A 16,650-nucleotide genomic window follows, 5' to 3' on the forward strand; every position below is an offset into this window, starting at 1 on the left:
TTCACTCCACATTAGTTTTTTCATCGCCTTTGAATTGGATGATTTGCCCTTCAAAAGCATTTACAAATAAATTTTCCTTATCATTGACCACAAAGTGCCAGGTTGGCGCCAACACCTGGGAGGCTGCTAATTGGATACGTGTTGAGTAGCCAAGCTCCACCTTGGTAATCTTGCTTTTTGGTTTGATGTCTCCCTTTTGGTGCAACGTTTCAATCGCTTTTAACGGCGTGAGTATTTCTTCCTTCGCCGCCATCTTTTCGAAGCCCTCAAGATAGGTCTGCTGATAAGAGACGATTTCATTTTCAGAATTATACGTAAAGGTAATCATCCCATTAATATTTTTGTATAATGGAAAGCTTTCATATTGTTGAAAATAGGTGATCGTACTCTTTTTCTCATTTTTCTCCCCAAATTGATACTGGTCTCCGTACAAAATATTGTCCTTTAAAAAGGAGGCCAATTCAGCAGGTTCGAACTTATTGCTTAATGAAAACGGCTTTTCAAATTCCGCTTGAAGAATGGTACCAGGGTCCTTAAGGGTAACGGACTGCCCTTTCAGCTTTGCCGTATCACTTTTTGTAAAAACCTTTGGTTTTGCACTTAAGTACTGCGACTTTATTTTCGCTGTCGGCAGTTCTTCGTATTTAATTTCGTCAGCCTTTAGTTTCTCTTCAAAAGTAGTTTCAGTTACGAATTCATATTTATTGGCATCACGGATTTTCATAAATTGAAATAACAGATATACATCTAGGATTAAGAATGTAACGATGAAAATTGTCTTGATTTTACTCCAATCCATGTGCCGGCCCCCCTAGGTCATCCATCGTAAGCTCTCCCCATTGTTTATCGTAGCGATAGAACCAGGCAGGCTCTAAAAGGATTAACTGGTTTTCCTCCGAATCCCGATCCATTCGATACCCTAATACTAACTCCTCGAGAAGCTCTGACTTAAAATTCCTTTTATTCTCCAAGAAATTTAACACATCATGACCGGAAGCCCGTTTCACCGTTTTCATTTCGGTTGTCAGCGGCAGCTCCAAGGAAATGTTGGGCCGTATATATTTAGTAAGTTCATTTCGGCCCCATACCTCTGTAATCTCAGAAATGCCCCGTTCACTAAAAACTGGGTAGCCATCACCGGTATAAAGACGAAAAACAACAGTGGCACTGTATTCATTTTTTGAAACATAATGATAGGAATCCGTCCAACCGCCATGTTCGTTGATTAAATCAATACTGCGCTTCACCAAGTCATAGGAATTATCGACAAAGTCATCATCTGCAGTCGGATTGACGTATGAAAGTATATTCGTATCATCACTGACTGTCATTTTACTTGAATCGCTCGTATATTCCTCCCCCGCACGAATCGGGTTCTTCTGCACATTGCTTGGGTCCCGGAACAAGGCTTCTTTAAACTTTTCCGAATTAAGCGTAACAGGCAAATACTTATACGTTTTCATCTCTGTTTCGCCTTCAGGTAAAAAGATCGTTTTATTAGCCGAGGGTTTATACGCAAAATATCGCGGTAAGCGAGGTGCATTTTTGAAAAAGTCCCGGTTAAAAGCAGTTAAATTGGCCGGTGAAATATGACTGATATAAACCTGTTGGTTTTCCGACGAAACAAAATAAACAATTCCATTCTCATTACTGGAATTCTCCACATTGATAATCATCCTATTAAAATTAAAGGAAGGTACCTTTTTCCCCTCAATGTTTAAGACACCACGATATAAAGCGATTGGGACCTCACCCGGAAAGATTAATTCTGCGTTTCCGGGACTGTGAATAAGGTCATTTATGTTTTCAACATTGTCGGTATAGTTTTTTAAATCAAAGATGGACCATTTGCTAATTTCCTTAATTACGTTGTCGACTTCATCCGGATTATTGGTCCCATAATGATCATTTCTAATATGAAACAAAATTCGGTCAGGACGAACGATTTTCTGCAGTTCTTGCTTTTCACTCACCGAGACTTCTGCCACATAGCTGTCATTTTCCATCGTGTCGAAGTTAGGCTGGTATGTCCAAAGATTCCAGGTTAAAAAAATACTGATGAAAACCAATATTGTTAAGATAATGGATTTTATATTTTCATATTTCATGACCATTCATCCTCTTCAGCACTTTCATATGGCAAGGAAAATGAAATGGTAGTTCCTTTCCCTTCCTTACTAGATGCCCAGATATTTCCGCCATGAGCACTGACAATTTCTTTAGCAATGGCCAGTCCCAAACCTGTTCCGCCCATTTTCCGCGTTCTTGCTTTATCGACTCGATAAAAACGGTCAAATATTTTCCCGATACTCTCTTTGGGAATTCCCATTCCTTGGTCTGATACGCTGACAATAATCGTCTCATTTTTTTCTTGTATAGTGAAGGTCACCTGTCCACCTTCAGGAGAATACTTCAGAGCATTGGAAATGACGTTGTATAAGACCTGAGTCATTTTATCTTCATCCATTTCAACGAAAATGCCATGCTTAGGGAGAATTCTTTTAAATGTTACGTTTTGCTCCTTTGCCATTTCAAAACGGTCAATAATTCGGTCATAAAAATCAACAAAGTTTACCCATTCCATTGTCATTCGATAATCAGTGCTGTCCATTTTTGACAATGTCAACAGGTCATTGACAAGGCGAATCATTCGTTCCGTTTCCTTGCTTGTCACTTCCAGAAAGTTCGGGGCAATTTCCTCGTCACGCCATGCCCCATCTGCTAGTGCCTCCAGGTAGCTTCTCATTGTTGTTAACGGGGTCCTCAGCTCATGGGAAACATTGGCCACAAACTCCCGTCTTTCGAATTCTATTTTTTCCTGCTCCGTAATATCATGCAGAACGCAAATCAGTCCGTTTACAAAGCCAGTTTCTTTTTGGATCACGGAAAAATTGGCCCTAAGGATGTATCTTTCCTGCTTAGTACTGTAATCCAGAATGAGCGAATCATTCTCCTCCAATAAATCTTCGAAGGTATTGGTGTCATCCAAATCTAATAATGACACAATCGGCTGGGAGAGCACTGTTTCACGTGAAACATCCAGCATTTCCGCTGCCGGTTCATTTATGAGGATGACCCGGCCTTTTCTATCCGTAGCAATAACGCCATCTGTCATATAGGAGAGGACAGAGGATAGCTTTCTACGTTCTCCTTCCGTCATCGCCTGGGCTTCCTGCAGCTTCTTCGTTAAATTGTTAAAGGTGATCGCCAGCGTTCCGATTTCATCGTACCCATACACCTTAACCTTACGAGAAAAGTTCCCTTTGGCCATTGCCAATGCCTGCTTTTTCATATCGGCAATCGGCCTTGTAATGGTCTGGGCTAACAAGATCCCTAATACAGCTGTGATTGACATGGCAATGGCTGTCCCCGTAGCAAAAATTTTATTAATTGTTTTCATTTGTTCAAAAACACTCTCAATTTTTGCGACAAGATAAATGGCCCCGATGACCTTCTTGCCGGATTTAATCGGAGTAGAAAGGACCCAGATCCGGTTTCCCGTCTTCTTATCAATTAACAGGGCACTTTGGTCTTCTTCCAAAACCATCGATTGTTTAATGCGAAGTTCAGTTGTTCTTTGGCCCACTACCCCTTGATTGTCTGAATCAGAGGTTCCGAGAATCTTTAGTGACCTGTTTTCAATCACCCGCACCTCTGAGATATCCCCGGCATTATCAAAATCCCTAAGGATTTTATTGATATCTTCCTCAAGCGTCGGGTCTTCCGAAGTTCTTTGTTTCTCTATTTCCTCGCGGATATTATATCCTAGTAAATTCACACGCTCTTTTAAGGCCGTTTGGAAATTTGTCCTCAATGTTTCCTCCAACTGCCGGACAAAATAAACACCGATAATCTGCATCGCAACTAAAAGGAGGAGTACATAGATAATCACAAATTTAACGTGTATCGAGCGAAAGAAGCCTACTTTTTTCACCAGTCACTACTCCTGTTCAGGATTCCGTAAGTAATAACCTACCCCGCGGCGCGTCACAATCCAGGCAGGATGACTCGGACTATCTTCAATTTTTTCACGAAGGCGGCGTACCGTAACATCGACTGTCCGAACATCGCCATAATAATCATAGCCCCAGACCGTTTGTAGTAAATGCTCACGTGTCATAACCTGCCCAATATGCTGTGCCAAGTAATAAAGCAATTCAAATTCACGATGGGTAAGCTCAATGGTTTCCCCACGTTTAGACACGACATAGGCATCCGGATGGATGACAAGAGCGCCCACGACTATTTCATTTGTTTCATTTTCCGCATCAGGCTGTGCAATGATTTGCTGATGGCGGCGCAAATTCGCCTTCACACGGGCGATTAACTCTCTAGTACTGAACGGCTTCGTCACGTAATCATCAGCACCAAGCTCAAGTCCCAAGACTTTATCAATTTCTGAATCTTTGGCTGTCAGCATGATAATTGGCATTTCGTACTTTTTTCGTACTTCGCGGCAAACCTCCATTCCATCTCTTTGCGGAAGCATAATATCTAACAGGATTAAATCTGGTTGGATTTCTTCAACTAATTGAAGTGCTTGGTTTCCATCATAGGCGCAATAGACATCATATCCTTCCTTTTTCAGGTTAAATTGAAGGATATCAGCAATCGGTTTTTCATCATCAACAACGAGAATTTTCTTTTCCATACCATTGCTCCTTTTTGTTTTTATTGTCTATTTTTTTCTTTTTAAAGTCATAACTACTCCATTTTACTTTACCACTGTTTCGCCTGAAATTCATCTATAACAAGTATTTGGAAGACTCCTTCCAGTTAACTACTAGGGTTTCCAAAAGAAAAAGCCTCTAGTTAAAACTAGAGACTGTTATCTGCTTAGATAAGAAAGTGGGTTTACCAAGCCGCCATTTTTGTATACTTCGAAATGGAGGTGGACACCAGTTGCATCTCCGGTTGCTCCCATAACACCAATGCCCGTTCCTTTGGAAACTGTCTGGCCGGCTTTTACATTAATGGAGGACATATGTCCATAGAGAGTACGCATTCCATTTTGGTGGTCAATGATGACTTTATTTCCATATCCGCCGCTGTCCCAGCCTGCTGAAACAACTACACCATTATCTGCTGCTTTGATTGTTAAATTGCTTGGTCTGGCAATATCGATTCCTTTATGCTTTTTGCCCCAGCGGAAGCCCATTTCACTGGATACATACCCGCCGACAGTCGGCCAAGCAAGTGTGCCCTCACCACGGGAAGGAATGGCCTTTGTTCCTTTAATGATAATGTTATTAATAGGCTGCTGCAGGATTTTCTCACTAGTAACGTCCTTTTGAGCAGCAACGCCATTTTGTTCTGAAATATGGTAGGTTACTGAACGAGATCCGTTTTGTCCTTCTTGTTGTACTTTCTGTTCTCCCTTAGGAAGATTTGCGTCTTCTTCGATTTGCGTTTCAAATGGAATGGTTTCGTTTTGGTTCACTTCTTTTTCAACGATTACATCCACGTATGGCTTTAAGGCCGTAATATTGATTTCCTGGCCGATTTTTATTAATGAATCTGCTGTTAATCCTGGATTCAAGGTTAGCAGTTCCGGAACTGTCAATCCATTTTGATGGGCGATTGATTCAAGTGCATCGCCATCTTGAACAGCGTATTTCTTTTCTTCCAAAGTGCCTTTTTGTAAAAAAGTAACAGCTTCAGCAGGAGTTACAATTTTTTGTAGTTCAACATTTTTCATTTCCACAGAAACATTTTTTGAAAGACTTACATTTAAAATACGTGTTTCATTTTCATTTAAAGCGGGTAATGTACTAGGGTCAGCCGACTTAAGCGCTTCAAGATCTTGCAGCTGCTGTTCAGTAACATACTGCAATTTAAGATTCTCGATTACGTCTTCTGCCGCACTCTTATTTTCTAAATAAACAACTGGTGCTCCATCGATCACAATGGCAGCCGCTTCTGCTTGAACTTGGAATGTATTTCTTAAATTTTGAAGAGTTTCCTGATTGTTTGCATTGGCGCTGAAAACTTGTTCAGGTACATATTGAACCTGTTCGCCAAGCTTTATGTTAAGATCTTTGATGGATTCCTTCATGGAATCCAGTTTCTCTGCAACAATTTTATCGACAATTGCTTTATCCGTTACATTACCTATGTATGTACCATTGAGATAAACATGATAAACAGTGCTTAAATTAGATGAAGTAGCCAATGCCACCGGTCCGCTGCTAAACGCAATAACAGATGCGGCTACTGCTGATGCTATGGTTGTTTTTATTAATAATAGTTTTTTAGAATTATTTTTTTTATTTAATGAAAACATTATTTCCTCCTAAACCACGGTAAAACACAATGAAAGGGTTTCCCAGAATTTTAGCCTCTCTTACTTTACCATAGTTTTATAGAGAAGAGATTAATAGTCTCCATAATGTAACACAATTGTATAATTACTGACATTATCCTACGTCTTTTGAAATATGTTGGTCATTTATTCCTGTTTTTCCGTGCCGGTAATAGGTGGAAATCCCTATTATATCAAGGGTTTGTCCAATATCGGGATAATTTTGCAAAATAAGACAAATTTCTATGCGTTTTGTAAAAAATAGGTCCATTTATTACATTTATGTAACAAATGTAATAAAAAAGAAGTCCGCAATGTGTGCGAACTTCTTTTTGGGATGGCTCAGGACGGAATCGAACCGCCGACACAAGGATTTTCAGTCCTTTGCTCTACCGACTGAGCTACTGAGCCATATTTAGATGGTTTCCTACAACAAGTATGAGGTAAGTCCTTTGCAGACATCTCAGAAGGCTTATTCAAGGAGCGTCTCGATGTCTGCCCTGAAGTATTTCAAGGAAGCTTATTCGATCGTGCTCTACCGACTGAGCTACTGAGCCATTCTAAATTAAGTGGCGGTCTGGACGGGACTCGAACCCGCGACCTCCTGCGTGACAGGCAGGCATTCTAACCAACTGAACTACCAGACCAATTTATAATATGGTCAGCCAGCAAGGAGACCGTCCTTGCCAGTCATTTACCGGCCGACCAATGCCGATGACCCCTACGGGATTCGAACCCGTGTTACCGCCGTGAAAGGGCGGTGTCTTAACCGCTTGACCAAGGGGCCATTCATAAAGAATGGTGAGCCATGAAGGACTCGAACCTTCGACCCTCTGATTAAAAGTCAGATGCTCTACCGACTGAGCTAATGGCTCGTATTTAGATACCGTTTGTGACGACGCTTTTTATATTATCATGGTGGTGTTTATTAGGCAATAGTTTTTTTAAAAAAATTTTAAAAAAGGGACGGTTCTTCTGTTTTTGATGCAGAAGAACCGTCCCCATGTCTCATTAAACTTGTCTCCACGGGTTGCTGACGACGTTTGTTTGGGTGCGGTCAGGTCCGACTGAGAAGGTGGATAATGGGATGCCTGTTAATTGGGAAACACGCGCTACATAGTGACGTGCGTTTTCAGGCAGTTCATCTAAGGATTTGCAGCCGGTAATATCTTCTGTCCAGCCTGGCAATTCTTCGTAAATTGGTTGACATTGAGAAAGAATCTTTAGGTTGGCAGGATATTCTGTAATGACTTCTCCATTATATTGGTAAGCTGTACAAATCTTTAATGTCTCGATTCCTGAAAGAACATCAATGGAATTCAACGAAAGATCTGTCAAACCGCTAACACGGCGAGCATGGCGGACCACAACGCTGTCAAACCAGCCAACACGGCGTGGACGTCCTGTTGTTGTACCATATTCACGGCCGACTTCGCGGATTTGGTGGCCGATTTCATCATGTAACTCAGTTGGGAATGGACCATCACCAACACGGGAAGTATACGCTTTACATACACCAACAACATGAGTGATCTTAGTTGGACCTACACCCGAACCAATCGTTACACCGCCGGCAACCGGGTTTGAAGACGTAACAAATGGATAGGTTCCTTGGTCGATATCAAGCATGACACCCTGGGCGCCTTCGAACAATACACGACGGCCTTCATCCAAAGCATCATTTAGAACGACGGATGTATCACAGACATATTTCTTAACCTGCTGGCCGTACTCATAGTATTCATCAAGAATATCTTCGACTTTGAAGCCGCTTGTTTCATAAATGCGTTCAAATAAACGGTTTTTTTCCTCTAGATTGCGAACTAATTTTTCTTCGAAAATTTCACGGTCAAGCAAATCAGCAATGCGAATCCCGTTCCGGGCTGCCTTATCCATATATGCTGGACCAATACCCTTTTTAGTTGTACCAATTTTATTAGCGCCCTTGCGATCCTCTTCCACTTCATCCAATTTTATATGATAAGGAAGGATGACATGGGCACGATTACTGATGCGCAGGTTATCGGTTGTAATTCCTTTTTCATGTAAATAAGCAAGTTCTTGAATAAGTGCCTTTGGATCGACGACCATGCCATTTCCGATGACACAAATTTTTTCCTTATAGAAAATCCCTGAAGGAATCAAATGCAGCTTATAGGTCTCGCCATTAAACTTGATGGTATGGCCCGCATTATTTCCCCCTTGATAACGGGCAATTACTTCTGCATTTTCTGAAAGGAAATCAGTGATTTTCCCTTTTCCTTCGTCTCCCCATTGCGTACCAACAACCACTACTGATGACATGTAAGGCACCTCCGAATTTTTAGCTTTCATTAAATTAATTAATTCCCTTACATAGTTTATCAATTTTTTATGAAAAAAGTCAATTAAACACGAACGATTTATATTAAAATAGTAAAATATGTTCGTAAACTAAAAATCTACTAAAAAGGGGTCTGACCCCGCTGCAGTAAAACCTTAAAGCAGCGGGAATCAGGCCCCATTACGCCCCTGGAGATTCATATCTTGTCTCCAGATTTACGAATTTATTATATTCTTTCACGAATGCCAGCGAAACCGTACCCGTCGGGCCATTACGTTGCTTAGCAATGATAATTTCGATAATATTTTTGTTTTCCGATTCCTTATCATAGTAATCATCACGGTAAAGAAAGGCAACAATATCAGCATCCTGCTCGATCGACCCAGATTCACGGATATCTGACATCATCGGCCGCTTATCCTGACGCTGCTCCACACCACGGGATAGCTGCGATAAGGCAATAACAGGCACTTGCAGCTCACGGGCTAATTGCTTAAGAGAGCGGGAAATCTCCGATACTTCCTGCTGGCGGTTTTCACCAGAGCGGCCGCTTCCTAGAATAAGCTGCAAATAGTCAATTAAAATCATTCCCAAGCCGTGCTCTTGCTTTAAACGGCGGCATTTAGAACGAATATCACCTACTCTTACCCCAGGGGTATCATCAATATAGATTCCTGTGTTTGACAAACTGCCCATTGCCATCGTCAACTTACCCCAGTCTTCCTCTGTCAGTGACCCAGTACGAAGCCTTTGGGCATCAATGTTCCCTTCGGCGCATAAAAGACGCATGACCAGCTGCTCAGCACCCATCTCTAGACTAAAGATGGCAATATTTTCGCCCGTTTTTTTCGCGACATTTTGCGCAATATTTAAGGCAAAGGCTGTTTTACCAACAGAAGGACGAGCACCGACAATAATTAAATCATTGCGCTGAAACCCAGCTGTCATCTTGTCAAGTTCAACAAATCCCGTCTCAAGACCGGTAATCTCCCCAACACGTTTATGCATTTCCTCAATATTGTCATACGTCCGAACAAGGACATCTTTAATGTCATGGAAGGCTCCGGCATTCTTACGCTGGGCTACTTCCATGATGCTTTTTTCAGCCTCGCTTAAAAGCGATTCAACTTCATCTTCACGAGTATAACCATCTGTGGCGATATTAGTCGCCGTGCGGATCAATCTTCTAAGAAGGGATTTCTCTTCTACGATTCTCGCATAATATTCAATATTGGCAGCCGTCGGCACAGCGCCTGCTAGTTCACTTAAATAGCTGACACCGCCTATATCCTCAATTAATTTAGCTGCAGCCAGTTCCTCAGTAACAGTTACCAAGTCAACTGCTTTACCTTCGTCATTCAGCTTCAGCATCACATTAAAGACTTTTTGGTGGGCGGCTCGATAGAAATCCTCTGGAATCAAGATTTCCGAAGCCATCGTTAAAGAAGAAGGCTCTAAAAAAATTGCACCTAATACCGCCTGTTCTGCCTCTATATTTTGTGGAGGCATGCGGTCAGCAAACAAATCATTCATCTATTAAAACCCCTCCTAACTAGAGAGTGATTATTAAACTTATAAAAATAATCATATCTTAAAAAGAAAAAAGTGACCAGATAAACCGATCACGTCTCTAAGCTTGCTTTTTTATTTTATCATGATTCATCTAAATTTGAACTGGCAAATTTTATTCTCAACAGGCTGTCTTTTATTTTCCTTCTTTCACGTGAACGGTCAAGATGGCTGTTACGTCATGATGGAGCTTAACTGGAACCTTCGTATGTCCTAATGTCCTGATCGCATCATCGAGCTCCATTTTCCGTTTGTCGATTTTAATGCCGTGCTTCTTTTGCAGTTCCTCAGCGATTTGTTTTGAGGTGATCGAACCAAATAGACGTCCGCCCTCACCAGCCTTTGCTGTCAGCTCAACTGTAATCTTATCCAATGTTTCTTTGAGCTTTTTTGCTTCAGCAAGCTCTTCAGCCGCTTCCTTTTCCTGCTTTTTCTTTTGCGCATCCATCGTGCTGACGTTAGCGGAGTTTGCTTCAACAGCAAGCCCCTGCTTAATTAAAAAGTTGTGGGCATAACCGTCCGCCACATTTTTAATTTCACCCTTTTTTCCTTTTCCTTTTACATCTTTAAGAAAAATTACCTTCATTCCTTTGTACTCCCTTCTAAATAATCCTCGATTACTTGCTTCAACTGGTCCTCTGCTTGTTCGATGGTAAGTCCTGTCAGTTGGGTGGCTGCATTTGTCAAGTGGCCGCCGCCTTTCATCCCTTCCATAATGACCTGTACATTTATGTTTCCTAGTGAACGAGCGCTAATTCCAATCAGTTCCTCATTTCTTTTCGAAATAACGAATGAGGCCGTCACTCCATTCATCGTTAGAAGCGTGTCTGCTGCTTGGGCGATAATCACTTGGTCATTGAAATCCTGCTCTGTGCCCTTGGCAATGGCAATTCCCTCATGATAGAAATAGACGGATTCAATGAGCTTCGACCTTTTGATGTATGTACCGACGTCTTCCTTCAGGAACTTTTGCACAAGGATCGTGTCCGCCCCGTGAGCCCGCAGGTAGGATGCAGCATCAAATGTCCTTGATCCCGTCCTTAGCGAAAAACTTTTGGTATCGACAATAATTCCCGCCAACAGCGCTGTTGCTTCAATTACTTCAATTTTACCTCGTTTTGGCTGATATTCCAAAAATTCCGTTACAAGCTCTGAAGTAGAAGAGGCATACGGCTCCATATAAACGAGCAATGGGTTGGCAATAAAATCCTCACCGCGGCGGTGATGGTCGATAACTACGACATTATCGATTCTATTGAGCAGCCGCTCCTCCATAACAAGGGAAGGTTTGTGGGTATCGACCACAACAAGCAGTGTTTTATCAGTGGCAATTTCTAAGGCCTCTTCCGGCCCTATAAAGCGGGAATATAACTTCTCCTGATGGCGGATTTCCTCCATCATCCGTTTAACGCCACTCTCCATTTCCTGCATGTTGACAACAATATAAGCATCCTTTTGATTGAGTTGTGCCACTTTATAAATCCCAATGCTTGAACCAATGGAATCCATATCCGGATTTTTATGTCCCATAATAATGACCTTGTCACTGGCTATAATCAAATCTCTTAATGCGTGGGAGATAACCCGTGCCCTCACGCGCGTACGCTTTTCAATTGGATTTGTTTTTCCACCGAAAAATTTCACCTTGCCGTTTGGAAGTTTAATCGCCACCTGATCACCGCCGCGGCCTAAAGCTAAATCGAGGCTCGATTGTGCTAACAATCCTAATTCCGGCAGCGAAGATACACCTGTTCCAACACCAATACTTAGGGTGAAAGAGGTATTTTGCTTCGAGGTCATTTCCCTTACTTCGTCTAAAATTGAAAATTTCCCCTTTTCAAGGCTGTGAAGAATTTCCTCATTGAAAACAGCAATAAACCGTTCTGACGATATTCTTTTTAGAAAAATCCCATTATCGTTTGCCCATTTATTTAAAATAGAGGTAACCAAATTATTAAGACTCCCGCGCATTTGATCGTCCATTCCTTGTGTCAGGTCGTCATAATTATCTAAGAAGATGATGGCGATAGCCGTTCGTTCATTCTGATATAACTTTTCAATCTCAGCTTGTTCAGTTACATCAAAAAAGTACAAGAGCCGTTCTTCAGGTTTATGAATGACACGGAATTTCTTATCATGAAGGGTGATAACTTCTGTTTTGGCCTCCTGTTTTATCAATGGAATCAGGCTGTCAGCGACATCGTAAAGCGACTTGCCTAGCAAGGTATCCTCATCGAAACATGAGGATAAATAAGGGTTTGCCCACTCGATCGTATATTCTTCATTGATCAGCATAATCCCGATTGGCAGCTCGAGCAGCGCTTCCTCGCCAACCTTTTTAACTCGATAAGAGAGGGTTGCAATATACTCTTCCATTTCCTTTCGCTGGCGCCGATCAACCACAAACATATAGTAAAGAGGGATAAACATGGCGAAGAACCCAGCCAAGCTTAATATCCAATTGTATAATAGCAGGACAATGAGCAGTACCACTGTAACGCCGATTAACCCATAAAAAGGATAACGTATCGATCGTTTTTCTAAAAATGCAGGCAAAGTTTTCAGCTCCCAATCACAGTAGTCATGACTCTTTTTTAAACTTTTTCCGTAAATCAAAGCCTAAATCAATTATACCTAATATCCCTATAATATAAAGAAAAATCGGAATAATGAAGGAGAAAACAGCCAGGATAACAGCTACTGATTTAGAGATTCCTTTCGCATCAAGATAATAAAACATAAAGGTATAGCCTTGAAAAATCATCAAGAATTGCAGTACATATGTAAGATTTAATAATACAGCAAATAGATATGTCCCTTCCTGAGGGTTTAGCACCATATTTGCAAACAGGGTAATCAGAAGATACCACAGCAGACTTCTCGGCAGGATAAGGTCTTTAAACGGCTTCCACTTTTTAACCTCAACTCCAAACCTTTTTACGATTGGATAAGATACCAATTGAATCATCAATGTCAGAATAAACGAGGTTAATACAAACAGTGTTGGGATCAAGGTTCTAACCATTTCCAATCCTCTAGTGAATTGTTTTACTGTATTTTCTGCTTGTTTTTCCTGACCTAAATTCTTCAACATGTCGGTTGACATTTTAATGGAATCCTTCATGGTATTAATCATTTCATTGATGATGTCCATGTTAAAAAAGACAATACTAACGGCATACATCCCAATGATATTAATCAAAAATACAAATGAACTGGCAATGAAGATTGTCATTCGCTCTTTTTTCTTTTGAATTAAATACCCCATTACTGCTCCTGTTGTTCCAAATGACAAGGCTAATGGAAGGGAGAGAAACGACCCGACAATAATGGAAAGAAGTATAGAGGCAACAACAAATACAATAGTCCATTTTCCTTCATTTTTAGCCGCAAACAAAATAAATGGAACGGCTAAAAATAAACTTGAAACCATTCCGACAAATGGTAAATACATCGATATTAGAAACAAAACTGTAAAAGCCGCTAAAAGCATGGCGCCTTCTGTTAACTTACGAACATTTTTCACTTCTTCACCTCGAAACTAAACCTTCTACTTCTTAATTTTAGCTAGATATAGCAGGCTATTCAAATTTTTTGCAAATGAAAACTTGCCGATTGGCGAGTCCGATAGGACGGTTTATGAGTGGTATTTGAATTTATACTTCCTATTAGCTAATAAAAAGACAGCCAGGGCTCTCGCCTTGGCTGTCTTTTATGCAGCTTTATTATTCACCTGCAACGAATGGTAATAAAGCCATTTGACGTGCACGTTTGATTGCAACAGTCAATTTGCGTTGGTATTTAGCGCTAGTACCAGTCACACGACGTGGTAAAATCTTACCGCGTTCAGAGATGAATTTTTTTAGTAAATCTACATCTTTGTAATCGATGTTAGTGATACCGTTTGCTGTAAAGTAACAAACTTTACGGCGTTTTGCGCGTCCGCCTTTGCGTCCTCCTGCCATGGAAATTCCCTCCTTCACTTTTTAGAAATTAATCCGATCTATTAAGGCTACATTAGAATGGTAGATCATCGTCAGAAATGTCGATTTGACCGCTTCCTGCAAATGGATCATCATTTACTTTTGTAAAACCTTGGTTAGAATTTTGTCGTTGATTCTGATTGCCGCCGCCAAATGGATTTCCTTGCGGTTCCATTGGAGGTGCACCGTAGAAATCGTTGCCTCTTCCGCCGCCACCGCCGCCTGATGCGCCTTTCGGTTCTAAGAACTGAACACTTTCTGCTACAATCTCTGTAACATATACGCGTTTGCCATCTTGTCCTTCATAGTTGCGGGTTTGAATCCGGCCGTCAACACCTGCTAAACTTCCCTTTTTTAAGAAGTTCGCCACATTTTCTGCCGGCTTCCGCCATACGACACAGTTAATAAAATCTGCTTCGCGTTCCCCCTGCTGATTCGAAAATGCCCGATTTACAGCTAAAGTAAAGGTAGCAACTGCAACGCCGCTTGGTGTATAGCGAAGGTCAGGATCTTTAGTTAAACGGCCAACAAGAACGACACGATTCATCATCAGAATCAACTCCTTTTCCCTTGGAAATTGTTTCACGTGAAACATTTATTTCCAAATATTTTTGTATATATTATTCTTCTTCTTTAATTACGATATGACGAATGATATCTTCGTTGATCTTTGCAAGACGTGCAAATTCTTGAACTGCAGCAGACGAAGATGTTGTCTTAACGATTTGGTAGTATCCGTCGCGGAAATCATTGATTTCGTAAGCAAGACGGCGTTTACCCCAATCCTTCGATTCAGCAGCTTCCGCGCCATTTTCAAGAAGAATGTTGTTGAAACGCTCTACAAGAGCCTTTTTTGCTTCATCTTCAATGTTTGGACGGATGATGTACATGATTTCGTACTTGTTCATCACAGTCACCTCCTTTTGGTCTAAAACGGCCCGAATATGGGCAAGGAGCAATTATTCATTACTCACAAGTTGAAATTATAGCACAGAGCGACACGAATTGCAATTCCCTTCACTGGAATGCCATAATCTTCATTAAAAATGATGAAAGGCTGACACCTGTCAGCCTCAAAAAAATTATACGTTAAATCGGAAGTGCATGACGTCTCCGTCTTTTACTTCGTATTCTTTACCTTCCAAACGGACTTTGCCTGCTTCTTTAGCGGCATTATAACTACCAGCAGTCACTAGGTCATCAAATGAAACTGTTTCTGCACGGATAAAGCCACGCTCAAAATCGGAGTGGATGACCCCCGCACACTGAGGAGCCTTCATTCCTTTTCTAAAAGTCCAGGCGCGAACCTCCTGCACACCGGCAGTAAAATACGTAGCTAAACCAAGCAAATTGTAAGCAGCGCGGATTAATTGATCAAGCCCGGATTCTTCAATTCCAAGCTCCTCGAGGAACATTTGCTTTTCTTCGCCTTCAAGCTCGGCGATTTCCTCTTCAATTTTAGCACAAACAACAATTACTTCAGCATTTTCTTTAGCCGCATATTCCCGGACCTTTTGAACATATTCATTTCCGGACGGGTCAGCAACATCATCTTCACTGACGTTTGCCACGTAAAGGACTGGTTTAATAGTCAGAAGATGGAGGTGTTTTACTACTTTTAATTGCTCTTCTGTAAATTCGACGGACCTTGCAGGTTTTTCTGATTCAAAAGCGTCGCGGAGCATTGCTAGCACTTCAAACTCTGCTGCAGAATCTTTATCCTTTTGCTTGGCCAATTTCTCTGCACGCCCGATACGTTTTTCCACCGATTCCATATCAGCAAGAATTAATTCCAAGTTGATGGTCTCGATATCAGAAATCGGGTCAACCTTACCGGATACATGGGTAATATTTTCGTCGGCAAAGCAGCGTACCACTTGGCAGATTGCATCCACTTCACGAATGTGAGAAAGGAATTTGTTCCCTAATCCTTCCCCCTTGCTGGCGCCTTTAACAATCCCGGCAATATCGGTAAATTCAAACGCTGTCGGAACTGTCTTTTTCGGCTGAACAAGCTCCGTTAATTTTTGCAAACGATAATCCGGTACCTCTACAATCCCAACGTTAGGGTCAATTGTGCAGAAGGGATAGTTTGCCGATTCCGCTCCCGCCTGGGTAATTGCATTAAATAATGTGGACTTGCCCACGTTTGGAAGCCCCACAATACCCGCTGTTAAAGCCATTTACGTTCACTCCTCAAGATAAAATATCTATTTCAATTTTATTCGTCCTAAAAATTACAAGCCTTTCACCATTATAGGCATTTGTTTATAAAAAGACAAGAATGGACCTTTCCTAACTAAATTACACGACATAAAACCTCATAATCTAAGAAGATTAGAAAAAAACACCGTTTTATTTCAACAATTTCCCTTAAATTTATCTACTAAATTAGCAAATATGGTAAAATTTAATATAAATCTATTACTTTTTCCTTAACGTTAGGAAAAAAATACATATTTATGAGTTATAGG

Annotated in this window: 14 protein-coding genes and 4 tRNA genes; all 18 read right to left on the minus strand. The window is 41.1% G+C overall.

The annotated features are described in order from the left end of the window. Position 1: 1 nt before the first annotated feature. The 18 genes from V5M37_RS28735 to ychF all read right to left on the minus strand — a co-directional run bounded on the left by V5M37_RS28735 (position 2) and on the right by ychF (position 16,359). Positions 2-799 carry a two-component system regulatory protein YycI gene (locus tag V5M37_RS28735; RefSeq protein WP_423800247.1) on the minus strand — a complete coding sequence of 266 codons (798 nt, stop codon included), beginning with the start codon at positions 797-799 and terminating at the stop codon, positions 2-4. Continuing rightward, complete coding sequence (locus V5M37_RS28740; protein ID WP_423800248.1) at positions 786-2,108, minus strand: YycH family regulatory protein; 1,323 nt, start codon at positions 2,106-2,108, stop codon at positions 786-788. Before V5M37_RS28740 ends, V5M37_RS28735 begins: the two co-directional genes overlap by 14 nt. Beyond that, the gene (gene walK / locus V5M37_RS28745; protein ID WP_213147853.1) at positions 2,105-3,934 is read right to left on the minus strand and encodes a cell wall metabolism sensor histidine kinase WalK; all 1,830 of its coding nucleotides are present in this window, start codon (positions 3,932-3,934) and stop codon (positions 2,105-2,107) included. Before walK ends, V5M37_RS28740 begins: the two co-directional genes overlap by 4 nt. Positions 3,935-3,940: 6 nt before the next feature. Next, positions 3,941-4,651, minus strand: coding sequence for a response regulator YycF (yycF, locus tag V5M37_RS28750; protein ID WP_213116976.1), 711 nt, complete (start codon positions 4,649-4,651; stop codon positions 3,941-3,943). Positions 4,652-4,828: 177 nt separating this feature from the next. Further along, the gene (locus V5M37_RS28755; protein WP_423800249.1) at positions 4,829-6,283 is read right to left on the minus strand and encodes a peptidoglycan DD-metalloendopeptidase family protein; all 1,455 of its coding nucleotides are present in this window, start codon (positions 6,281-6,283) and stop codon (positions 4,829-4,831) included. 356 nt (positions 6,284-6,639) lie between these two features. After that, positions 6,640-6,712 (minus strand) — tRNA-Phe (locus V5M37_RS28760). A 159-nt stretch (positions 6,713-6,871) separates the two neighbouring features. Continuing rightward, positions 6,872-6,948, minus strand: a tRNA-Asp gene (locus V5M37_RS28765). A gap of 68 nt (positions 6,949-7,016) precedes the next feature. Beyond that, positions 7,017-7,088: transfer RNA gene (locus tag V5M37_RS28770), tRNA-Glu, on the minus strand. Positions 7,089-7,100: 12 nt separating this feature from the next. Further along, positions 7,101-7,176, minus strand: a tRNA-Lys gene (locus tag V5M37_RS28775). Positions 7,177-7,312: 136 nt separating this feature from the next. Continuing rightward, a complete protein-coding gene (locus V5M37_RS28780; RefSeq protein WP_423800250.1) occupies positions 7,313-8,605 on the minus strand; it encodes an adenylosuccinate synthase in 1,293 nt (430 codons plus the stop codon). A 199-nt stretch (positions 8,606-8,804) separates the two neighbouring features. Continuing rightward, complete coding sequence (dnaB, locus tag V5M37_RS28785) at positions 8,805-10,157, minus strand: replicative DNA helicase (RefSeq protein WP_213147851.1); 1,353 nt, start codon at positions 10,155-10,157, stop codon at positions 8,805-8,807. Between the two features lie 172 nt (positions 10,158-10,329). Beyond that, on the minus strand, positions 10,330-10,779 hold the full coding sequence (gene rplI, locus V5M37_RS28790) for a 50S ribosomal protein L9 (RefSeq protein ID WP_423800251.1): 450 nt from the start codon (positions 10,777-10,779) through the stop codon (positions 10,330-10,332). Further along, positions 10,776-12,749: a DHH family phosphoesterase gene (locus tag V5M37_RS28795; protein WP_423800252.1), complete on the minus strand. Its 1,974-nt coding sequence runs from the start codon at positions 12,747-12,749 to the stop codon at positions 10,776-10,778. The genes rplI and V5M37_RS28795 overlap by 4 nt, the downstream gene beginning before the upstream one ends. 25 nt (positions 12,750-12,774) lie before the next feature. Further along, the gene (locus tag V5M37_RS28800; RefSeq protein ID WP_423800253.1) at positions 12,775-13,719 is read right to left on the minus strand and encodes a YybS family protein; all 945 of its coding nucleotides are present in this window, start codon (positions 13,717-13,719) and stop codon (positions 12,775-12,777) included. A gap of 199 nt (positions 13,720-13,918) precedes the next feature. Beyond that, the gene (rpsR, locus tag V5M37_RS28805) at positions 13,919-14,158 is read right to left on the minus strand and encodes a 30S ribosomal protein S18 (RefSeq protein WP_173062335.1); all 240 of its coding nucleotides are present in this window, start codon (positions 14,156-14,158) and stop codon (positions 13,919-13,921) included. Between the two features lie 52 nt (positions 14,159-14,210). Next, positions 14,211-14,726: a single-stranded DNA-binding protein gene (gene ssb, locus V5M37_RS28810; RefSeq protein WP_213147847.1), complete on the minus strand. Its 516-nt coding sequence runs from the start codon at positions 14,724-14,726 to the stop codon at positions 14,211-14,213. Between the two features lie 70 nt (positions 14,727-14,796). Next, complete coding sequence (gene rpsF / locus V5M37_RS28815) at positions 14,797-15,084, minus strand: 30S ribosomal protein S6 (protein ID WP_213147846.1); 288 nt, start codon at positions 15,082-15,084, stop codon at positions 14,797-14,799. Between the two features lie 174 nt (positions 15,085-15,258). Further along, positions 15,259-16,359, minus strand: a complete 1,101-nt coding sequence (gene ychF, locus V5M37_RS28820) for a redox-regulated ATPase YchF (protein ID WP_213147845.1) — start codon at positions 16,357-16,359, stop codon at positions 15,259-15,261. Positions 16,360-16,650: the final 291 nt, after the last annotated feature.

Origin of the sequence: Neobacillus sp. SAB-20_R2A (assembly GCF_049568635.1) — a bacterium.
GTDB classification, from domain to species: Bacteria; Bacillota; Bacilli; order Bacillales; family Cytobacillaceae; genus Neobacillus; species Neobacillus citreus.